At 41.5% G+C, this 10552-nt stretch carries 8 protein-coding genes; 1 reads left to right on the forward strand and 7 read right to left on the reverse strand.

Features of this window, described 5'->3' with window-relative positions:
- Positions 1 to 35: 35 nt before the first annotated feature.
- The 6 genes from FNT16_RS04280 to FNT16_RS04305 all read right to left on the reverse strand — a co-directional run bounded on the left by FNT16_RS04280 (position 36) and on the right by FNT16_RS04305 (position 7599).
- Complete coding sequence (locus tag FNT16_RS04280; RefSeq protein ID WP_185976684.1) at positions 36 to 1040, reverse strand: carboxypeptidase-like regulatory domain-containing protein; 1005 nt, start codon at positions 1038 to 1040, stop codon at positions 36 to 38.
- Between the two features lie 59 nt (positions 1041 to 1099).
- Positions 1100 to 2377 carry a DUF5011 domain-containing protein gene (locus FNT16_RS04285; RefSeq protein WP_143870385.1) on the reverse strand — a complete coding sequence of 426 codons (1278 nt, stop codon included), beginning with the start codon at positions 2375 to 2377 and terminating at the stop codon, positions 1100 to 1102.
- 222 nt (positions 2378 to 2599) lie between these two features.
- Complete coding sequence (gene rnr / locus FNT16_RS04290) at positions 2600 to 4837, reverse strand: ribonuclease R (RefSeq protein ID WP_143870386.1); 2238 nt, start codon at positions 4835 to 4837, stop codon at positions 2600 to 2602.
- A gap of 188 nt (positions 4838 to 5025) precedes the next feature.
- The gene (locus FNT16_RS04295; RefSeq protein WP_143870387.1) at positions 5026 to 5235 is read right to left on the reverse strand and encodes a cold-shock protein; all 210 of its coding nucleotides are present in this window, start codon (positions 5233 to 5235) and stop codon (positions 5026 to 5028) included.
- Between the two features lie 553 nt (positions 5236 to 5788).
- Complete coding sequence (locus FNT16_RS04300) at positions 5789 to 6976, reverse strand: glycoside hydrolase family 17 protein (protein WP_185976685.1); 1188 nt, start codon at positions 6974 to 6976, stop codon at positions 5789 to 5791.
- Complete coding sequence (locus tag FNT16_RS04305) at positions 6928 to 7599, reverse strand: hypothetical protein (RefSeq protein ID WP_143870389.1); 672 nt, start codon at positions 7597 to 7599, stop codon at positions 6928 to 6930. The genes FNT16_RS04300 and FNT16_RS04305 overlap by 49 nt, the downstream gene beginning before the upstream one ends.
- 201 nt (positions 7600 to 7800) lie before the next feature.
- Here FNT16_RS04305 and FNT16_RS04310 point away from each other — a divergent pair, with 201 nt between their 5' ends.
- Positions 7801 to 9093 carry an amidohydrolase family protein gene (locus FNT16_RS04310; protein ID WP_185976686.1) on the forward strand — a complete coding sequence of 431 codons (1293 nt, stop codon included), beginning with the start codon at positions 7801 to 7803 and terminating at the stop codon, positions 9091 to 9093.
- Positions 9094 to 9151: 58 nt separating this feature from the next.
- On the opposite strand, the gene FNT16_RS21105 is transcribed toward FNT16_RS04310, so the two are convergent.
- Positions 9152 to 10543 carry a condensation domain-containing protein gene (locus FNT16_RS21105; protein WP_425456699.1) on the reverse strand — a complete coding sequence of 464 codons (1392 nt, stop codon included), beginning with the start codon at positions 10541 to 10543 and terminating at the stop codon, positions 9152 to 9154.
- Between the last annotated feature and the right edge of the window lie 9 nt (positions 10544 to 10552).

A 10552-nucleotide genomic window follows, 5' to 3' on the forward strand; every position in this document is an offset into this window, starting at 1 on the left:
TGTTTTTGCTCAGTTGAAACTGAACGGTTTAAAAATTAGTAGAAGTAAATATTATCCAGATAAACCGCATCGCTGGTAGAGCCCCACAACTGCACACCTAACTGGCTTAATGTTGCCGGATCAAAGTTTCCAGTTGGATCTGTCAGTTGATCAAATGGTATCTCGACCGTCACCCATTGGTCTGTTGTAACAGTACCCATGGTATAGATACCTGGGCCACTTGCAGAGACCAATTGAATGACCGATTGCGACACACCTGTCGTTGCATACATATCAAAACGGAAGCCGGTTTGAGCGGATGCATCTAACACGACACCATCAAGCACACCATACTGAATCCCAGTTACGCCGCCTTCAGTACCTTCTGGTATTATCTGTAATTTAGCGACTTTATCACCGCTTAAGTCAATTTCTGAAAAAATAGGTGCATTCCACCAGTTATCAGACCAATAGGTAATTGCGCGATCAACAGACAAGGCATCGCTATACAAAACTAAAGCCTGATCATCTGTCTGTGCCGGATCTGGCGCTGCTGTCGCAGGTCCTGGATTGCTCGCTTTTAAAGTAAATGACATACTGCTGTCCGCGCCCAATAACGAATGCGCTTGTTTGGCAGTGCCATAACCATCGGCTTCGACCAGAATACTGTAATCACCTTCCGCCAATGTTAAGACAGCAGAGCCTGTAGCATCTGTTGAGGCTGATTGAGGCCCAGCGCTAACCGTTGCATTGACAATTGGATTACCCTGCTCGTCTTCAACCGTTGTGGTTAAATCATAGGTAATTGCTTCACCAGAGAAATATATGTTATCGATATAAACTGATTTGCCTGAAGTACCCCAAAGTTGAATACCAATTGAGGTTAAAGTAGAGGGTGTTAACACGCCGTCACCTTCCCCGTCTGCATCGATTAAATCTGAATATGGAATTGAGAAACTCGTCCACTGCTCTGCCGTTGGATTATCTAAAATCTGTTTTGCAACACCATTGCTGGATATTAATTGTAATTCAACTTTAGAAATTCCCGGCTCAACATACAAATCAAAATTCCAGTTTGTTTTGGCAGAAGCGTCTAACGGACCATTTTCAAAGCCAAATTCTAGGCCTGCAATTCCCCTTCGATACCGCCATCGGTAATAGTATATTTTGCAAGGTAATCACCGTTAATATCAATTTCTTGATACATTGGTGCATTCCACCAATCCGCTCGCCATACACCTATGTAACTATCCAAAACTAAACTATCACTGTATAAAACAATCGCTTCATCTTCTGCCAACATTGGAGGGGCAGGCGCGGCAACATCTAATTCATTTTCATCAACAACTTCCATGATCGTAAAATATAAATCTGACATTAGGATAGTGGTGCCAGCATCTCCCATAAAATCTAGCGCAAACCAAGTCATATCGCTAAAATCTGGTAGCGGCACTGCCATCTCAATCCAACCGTTATCCAGCGGCTCACCACTCGTTAGGTTATAAGTTACTTTTGATTCAGCTTGTGTCGCACTTTGCACAAAGACCTGTACAGCATCAAACGAATCCGTTTTCACTTTAAATTTTGCATGTGTGTGCAGAGAAATATCTATGCTGTTTTCTGCAGTATTACCCCAAGCAATAACACTGCCCCAACTATCACTTTTTGAAATTTCTAGCGCTCGAGCATAAGTATCATCGGTTGGTTGATCAGTGTATACAGTGCCAGTGCCCCATGTATCCCCCCAGAATTCAAAAGAAAACGAAGCGTCATTTTCAGAGTGGAAGAGAAACGCATCGTCACTCGCTGGCATTTCATCTGGCGCTTCAACATAAATAGTACGCACGACAGACGTTTCATTACCGGCTAAGTCTTTAGCTGTATAGGTCAGTATATATGTGCCAGCTGTTGTGGTATCGACTTCGCCTGTGACAACAACATTGATATCGCTGTCGGTATCATCAAAAGCGATTGCACCTTGGTCTGTGTAGATGTCGCCCACTTCAAGGGTGACGCTGGCATCACCATTTAACTCAATGGTAGGGGGTGTTTGATCTACAATAACAGATTCGACAACGACCGTGCGCGTGACAGAAGTTTGATTACCGGCACTGTCGACAGCCAAATAAGTAATGGTATAGGTACCGTCAGTATCAGTATCAACCATACCGCTTATTTCAATCGATATATCGCCATCGACATCATCATATGCTGACGCGCCGGGATCTTGAAAGTCATCACCAACAGCCAAATAGACGGTTGATTCACCATGCAAACTGACAACGGGCGCGATATTATCTTGCGTATCGTTATCTTGTTCATCATTCAAATCTAGGTCGATACAACCGGCAGAGGCAACCGCTAGTGGTAGCATGCTATAGCGAATTAGTTTTTTCATTGGACATCCTGTAATTTTTCTATTTATAAAATGCAGGCAATTGGCCTAATTGTTAGCGCTTACACAAAAATGTAAGTGAATTGTTATTGTAATGTTTTGGCGAGATTTATATATATTTAGCTGTCCAACCTACCGCACGAAAAAACCGTTTGGTCGAATCCAATAAAAATAGCGGCGATAAGTTGGTGTTAAGCAAATGCGAGAGGCATTAAGTGAGAGGTGTTATGTGTGAGATAGCAATGAAAAATCGATTTTCTTCTGCTGTGTATCAACCTGTCGCAATACAACGACAACCTTATCTCCCATTGCGAAATTGAGTCGGCCACAGGTTAATTGTAATTTCTCTGCATCATAATGGCATTTATGTTGATTCAAACTGGAAAGCGGAATCAAGCCTTCAATGTGACTATCATCCAAAGTGACAAAAAGACCGAAGTTAGTTACGCCACTAATGGTTGCATTAAATTGATTGCCGATGAACTGTTGCATGTATTGACACTTTAATGCAGCCGCAACTTCACGGCTCACGTCCTCTGCTTGTCGAGATTGATTAGAGCAATGTTTACTGAGTTGCGCTATGACAGATGCGCTATATGGATAACCATTTCTTTCAAGGTCTTTTGTAGCTGATTTACCTCCGGTGAGTACATTAAATATACGGGAAATTCGGCTATCTTTACCACTTCGAATTTTTGCTCGAATCGCACGATGCGTTAGTAAATCAGGGTAACGCCTAATGGGTGATGTAAAATGTGCATAAGTTTCATAGGCTAATCCAAAATGCCCTTGATTATCTGCTGAGTACTCAGCTTGGCTTTGAGAGCGCAATAATAAAGTGCGTATGACACTGGCGTCATCACGATGCTTAATCTTATTAAGCAGCTCATTATAATGGTGACTCGATGGTTTTTCAGCGCCACCTAAGGCCAACCCTTTTTGTGCTAAATAAGCGCGCAACGCGGTTAATTTCTTTTGTTGCGGGCCAGCATGAACACGAAACAAGCTTGGGATTTTATGCTGAGCTAAAAATTTCCCGGCGGCAACATTGGCGCATAACATAAACGCTTCAATCATCCGGTGCGCATCGTTACGCTGTATCGTATCGATTTTCACTATCTTGCGATTTTTATTCAGCTTTAGTGTCGTTTCTTTTGTTTCAAATTCAATCGCACCGCGCTGCTGACGAACCGCCGAAAGCTGCAGGTAAAGTGCATGTAGGTTTTTAAGGTGCGTTGCAATGACGGGCATTGACTCAATCACTTTTTTGCTCGTTTTGGATTGAGGATTCACTAAAATCGCGTTTGCTTGCGGATATGTCAACCTAGCGTGTGAACGAATCAGCCCTTCGATAAACTCAGATCGCAACACATTCCCTTTATCGTCAATCGTCATCTCACAGACTAAAACCAATCGATCTTGATGTGGATTGAGTGAGCACAAACCATTGGATAGAGACTCAGGCAGCATTGGAATCACTTGTCCCGGGCAATAAATAGAAGTCGCGCGGCTTTGCGCTTCGACGTCTAAACAATCCCCCGGTTTTACATAATGTGATACATCGGCAATCGCCACCCAAAGTCGCCAGCCACCCGAGGCGACTTGCTGACAATACACTGCATCATCAAAATCTTTTGCATCGGCACCATCTATTGTCACAAATGGCAAACTACGAAAATCCGTTCTAGAAACCATATCTTTGCTCGCCACTGCGTGACCGAAAGTCTTAGCATGTTGCAATAATTGGGTATCCCATTTTTCGGTCAACCCGTATTTGCGCAGCGCTAATTTAGTTTCCATCCCAATAGATTGTGGCGCACCTAACACCTCGGTTATTTTAACTAAAGTCGTCTGCCGGAAATTAGGGTATTGAATAATACGGGTATTAACATATTCACCCGGTTTGGCGGACATTAATTGCTGTTTATCAACTTGTATTGATTGCCAAAGTTTGACGTTGTCTGATTGCAAAAAGTAGTTTTCGCCCTGTTTTTTGAGCTTACCTACCACTTCAACTGTATTGCGCTCAAGGACTTTAATCAGTTTATGGACCGCACGTTTATGCTCATCATTCGTGCCTTGCAAAACTTGTACAAGGTCACCATCAAAAACATGGGTTAACTGATTCTTAGGTAAAAATAAATCTTTTTCGCTCGCGCTGTGGCTGACAAATCCAAAACCATCAGGATGGATCTTGATGACGCCAGTGACTAAAGCATCTGCTGCGATTAACTGGTAGCCGTAATTGCGGGTAAAGCTGAGTTGTCCATCTCTTTCCATCGCGCGTAAACGCCGTCTAAGTGCTTCCTTTTGCTCTGGTGCTAAGTCTAGCGCTTGTGCTATCTGTTCACGGTTTAGATATTGTTTCATCTTACCGAATAAACTTAGAATAAATTCTCGACCAGGGATTGGGTTTTCATAGGTAGTTAAGTTGGATGGTTGTGCGGTTGGGTTATAATTCATAAAACGCTCTTATAGCCGCCCATCGCTTTGTCTGTGTATCTTCGAACTAGGAATATAATTAATATCAATATAAGAAAATGAGGATAAAGCACTTGGCGGGACTGACTTTACTTGTGAGTCAGTATAGTAAAAAAAGAGCCGCAATGAGGCGGCTCAGATAAACGGGTTAAGCTAACAATAACATCGTTTTAGATACAAACAATGTTTTCTGCTTGTGGGCCTTTTGCACCCTGAGAAACTTTAAACTCAACACTTTGGCCTTCAGCCAAAGTTTTAAAACCGTCGCTCATAATAGCACTGAAATGGGCAAAAACATCAGGACCTGATTTTTGCTCGATAAAACCAAAGCCTTTTGACTCATTAAACCACTTTACTGTACCAGTTGTTGTATTAGACATAATAGATATCCTAAAAAATAAAAAAATAATGTGCCTGAAAAATCAGACGAAAAAGCAGGAAGAAAACAAGTATTTAATGAGGATAACGCGAAGAATTATTACTAATACACCGAGGAACATACAAATAAACAGGGCTTTCTCTCAAGCCAGAAACGCAGCTTAACAGTAACTAGCGGCACAAAGCAAGGTTTTATTTTTTTAATATATACCCAAGCGACTTGAAGATGCATGTTTCAGAGCTATCACAGCGTTTTTAGTACAAGGCATGTTAATGAAGTAATGTAGGCACCTTTCAAATTAACATAACGCGGTAATAGAAACGCTGTGAAGCTCCCAAAGGGCAAGGCTAAAAAGCATTTATACTGCGTTATTGATTTTGAAAAGGGATTACCATTATCTTCAATCAATGCCTTGTCTAAATGCTTTTTATCTCTTGCTGAAATCTCGCATATTCAAGTAGTTTGGGTATATAAAATGTATTTTCTCAGCGTGCCATTACAGCTATTAGCACCAGGGCGTTAAAAAGGTACGGCAAGATAAAACGACCTAGTTTCTATTTCGCATAATATAAATTTTTAATATAAATATGCTTGCCATCAAAATCGGAAACGCCTAAAAAATAAAGCGGTTCGGTGACGTTCTTAAAGTTTGCGCCTTTGTCCATTTGAGACAGTGGAATTGACATTTTTATCCAGCTTTGCGTTAGCGGGTACTTTCCTTTCGGCCCCATCTGTATAAAATTATTGACCAATGTACCATCCAGAGGATCCCCACTTCTAAAGCCTATGTTAAAGGTGGATGAGGTATCCCCTTTAATTTCAAAATGAAGAGAGCCTGATTTAAAATCAGATAAATTTTCACCTTTCGAACTATCCAGTTTTACGGTGCCACCCCACCAGTTACGCGAGCCAGTTTTCACTTTAATCACCCCATTTGGCAGAATGCCAATTTCACTGGTATTGTGCCATGGCTGAAACTTCAGGATACGGCTAGGATAACTAACCGATTCAGTATTTTGCGTCATGGTTTGGTGCGTCAGTACATAAAATTGTTTTTTTACTGCATCACCGGTTTGTATTTTTTGATTATACTGTTTACTTTGAGCTAGTGGTGTTTGGCTCACAAAATCCGGTGCCTGTAGCTCGTTTAAAATAAACTTTTTTTGCCCTTGGTGGGTTTTAGTTAATGACTTGCCTGCACGTGTTAAACCTTCAAAAACACCTTGTTCATACAAAGCCCAAAGCGCAAATTTAACCTGGCCTTGCGTGTTAATGAGACCAAAATTATTTTCTTCATTAGCTGGATTTGGATGGTGCCAATGTGTATCGAAAGGCTGATAATAAAAAGCGGTTATTTGATTGTTAAGGCTCCAGCGCTCAATTGCTTGATGGAAAACACCGGCTTTGTATTCGTCTGCTGCTTTAGATCCCGCTTGACCAAAAAGTTCATCCGATTGGCTAGCCCAGTCAACACGCCCTATATGAACTGGTTTATCTATACCCGCCTTTTTAATATATTGCACCGTGTTATGGTACTGCGCTAGCGTATAATCTAGCGCGCGTTGCATAGCAGCGTCTACCTGTCGCTGAACTGCAAACTTTTCTTGCGCTTCAGGCACCAACCAAAAATCACCTTCATAGTATGAGTGGCTAAAAGCCGTCGTATGTACCGAAATAAAATCAACTGCTGCGGCTAGTTTAAGCAAGTCACCTGTATGGTAAACGTCGGGACCGCCTCCCAAGATTCATACAAATCCGAGCTGGTCACCCAAATGTGGTCCGGTAAACTATTTTCGTTTTTCAGTTTTTGTAAATATTTAACCCACTTTAAAATCACTTTAGGTTGCACATAATATGCTGCTTGCCATTTAACCATCGCCTCTAGGCCTACTGATATCATCTGCACGATATCCGGATATTGATTTGCCAAATCGACAGCCTTTTGAATCTCAGCGCGGTTATTATCTTCGTCACCCAATTCATGATTAACATTATTTTGGCTCCAAGCATTTTGACATTGTATCCATGTACCCAACATGACATACATTTCAAAACCCGGATTCTGCTTTTTCAATTGACTAATTGCTTCAACAACCCGTTCTGAGTGCCCGCCTCCCATGGTTTGGGTGCTCAGCAATTTAACCCCCATTGCTGAGAGAATTTGCATGTCTTCTTTTATTTCTTCGATTTCAGGCAACTGATTACGATTCTGGGTGCGATGGCCATTGTAGGTATAAGCCAAAGCCTGTGGGTTAGACAACAACTGCTGTGGACTTGTTGTACTGAATAGTTGTTGTGCGAAGCTGTAATGACATAATGATGTTAATAAAAATGAGGCACAAAGCCTTACAATAGCGCGTTTCATCTTTAGACCTTTTGTTGTAATTAATATCCATTGCTTTACCACGCTGTAAAGGCTTTAAGAACACAACCTGCCCCCTACAATCAGTTTTTTGCTGGTCGTGGCATAACTCAACTGGTAACATCAAATAGAGTAATGAAATCGCTTTCACAAAACAACAAAAGAATGCCATTTATAACAATTTTAACACAGGCTACTAACCATATGCATGACTTAGACAAAATCAAACTACGTATCACCCTTTTATTATTTTTTGCTTTTATATTTAAAACGACTGCAGAGCCTATTGCGATAAAAGCAGGCCATTTGATTGATCCGCAAACCGGCCAAGTTTTTAAAAGTAAGATAATATTGGTCGAAGGTGACCGTGTCAGCGAAATTGTAGACTCGCTACCAGAAGACCAAACCCACAAGGTGATCGACTTATCAGACTTTTGGCTAATGCCCGGTTTAATTGATATGCATACCCATATTACGTACAGCACCCCTCCCAACCTATACCACGCTCCGCCTGATGCAACTTACTTACAACAAAGTACAGCCTATCGAGCTTTAAAGGGGCTGAAAAATGCGCAAGATATGCAAAAAGCTGGATTTACGACGCTTAGAGATTTAGGCAACAATGCCAACTATGCTGATACCGCCCTAGTACAAGCGATTAACGCAAACCTAGTACAAGGTCCGCGCATTATTAATGCCGGCAAAATTATTACGGTCACAGGTGGTCAATCTCATAATATTTCTCCAGAAGCAGGCCAACCGTGGGAATACGAATTCATTACCGCTAATACACCAGCACAAATTATTGAATCCATCCGTCAAAATGTGTTTTATGGCGCACAAGTTATCAAGTTAGTGGTCGGTGATCACAACTATCAGTATAGTGAAGAAGATATCCGCGTATTTGTCGACGAAGCAAAAGCGATGCGTCAACCTTTAACGGTGGCAGCCCATGCAGTTTCTGATTTAGCGATTCAAAAAGCGGTTAGAGCCGGTGTTGATACCATAGAACATGGTTACGAAATCAGTGAAGCATCACTAAAGTTAATGGCTCAACATGGCACAACTTTGGTCACCACTGAAGCAACCCTAGAGGTTGTCAGTGTTTTAAGCGGTCATAACCCAGCAGCTATTGAAGGTTTTAAAATTTGGCAAAAAGAGCATATGCAACGTTTCGAGTTGATAAAAAAGCATCAAGTGAAAGTGGCTTTTGGCTCTGATATGTACTTTGATTTTGCAGATAATGATAGAGGCCGAGTGGCCAAAAACTCTGTTTACGTTTACCAATCTGCTGGGTTGTCACCTTTGTATATTCTTCAAATGATGACAGTGAATGCCGCCACAGCATTACAATTACCTAAGCAATTAGGCCAAATTAAATCGGGGTTTTATGCAGATATTATTGCAACGAAAAACAATCCATTAGACAACATCAAAGCATTGGATGATATCCGTTTTGTGATGCAAAGCGGTGTTGTGGTAGAAAACAAAAACTAAAGCCTAACAGCCTAGTGAGCAAGACTAGGCTGTTAATATAATAGTCGTTTAAATGACTTTAATCGGTCTCTACAGGCCTTGTTTTTTGTAACGCGTCAACTAACAACACTAGTTTGTTTACAACTGTGTTAACCACTTCAGACATCAGTGATTGAGAATACATTTGTTGACCGTATTTCCATTCAATCACAAGCTCCTCCTGTACAATATTAGCAATACAGAAAAACTGAACATCACGCTCATTATCTGGGTGCGCCCAAGTACTACCTGCACCAATACTGTCCAATTGCTGCCTTAAAGGAGAAATATTTTGCGCTTGTTCCTCTGCTTTGCCTGCATAATTTAAGGTAATATTAGGCTTTGGAATATCTCCCATTACCTGCTGTACTTGTGAATTTTGATGATAACATTTTAGCAAGCTATAACCACTTCCCTGATTAGGGAGACTGGCAATTTGTTTGTCGATAGCTGAGAAAGTACTCACCATATCCAACTCGTGCGGTTGAGCCTGTAACATCAACAGACGATCTATCGACAACCAGCCGACAGTGCGCGACAAATCCACGTTATCCTGCAATGCCAAATTTCGCCCTGAATCAATTACCTTCATTGACAACCAATCACCTTTAGCAAATTCTGAAACACTTTGTGTAACTGCTGCAATAAGCACATTCACAAATGTAGTCCCCAACCGGGCTACAGCATTTTCTAACAAATACTGCGTGTATTTATGCGGTAATACGGCTGTTACGGTTGTTTCCGTGTCGAGTGTATTCTTTTGTTTATCCGTCGCAATATCACTTGGAATGGCCGCAACACCCTGCCAAGGCAAGGTTCGCCAATATTCAATTTCGCTATTCATTTCTGGTCCGTTAACATATTGCGATAACAGATCCAGCCAAGCGGGAACTGACATGGTTTTTTCGGGCAGCCTATATGTTTGCCCCTGAACCAGCGCTTGGTAACAATTAAAAAGGTCCTCCATCACGACATCTGTAGAATAACCGTCGGTTAATAGGTGGTGAATTCCCCAACCGATAACACTCCCATTTTCGCCTAAGTTATATACATCAATATGAATTAGTGCCTGTGATAATAAAGGCTGCTTTGCAGCATTATCCGCCTCACGCGGTGAACTCCCCTGTGTTGATTCGACAACACTTTTTTCAATTGCACTGATTTGCTCTACCGTTGACAGCGCAGCCAAATCAAACGATTTAAAGGCAACCTGCACTTGCTCCACAGGTAAATATGTCTGTTGCCATCCATTCTCTGTATGTGTAAAACAAGCCCGTAAAGCATCGTGATGCGCTAAGACTTGATAAAACGCTTGCTGCAATAATTTATCATCAATTTGATTTTCAAAATCTAATATTGATCCAACGTAACCCCAACTGGGTTGCACTTTGATATTATCTAAGAACCAATGCTGAGAAGCACTTAAGGGCACCTCACCAAC

Source organism: Catenovulum sediminis, assembly GCF_007289895.1.
GTDB lineage: Bacteria > Pseudomonadota > Gammaproteobacteria > Enterobacterales > Alteromonadaceae > Catenovulum > Catenovulum sediminis.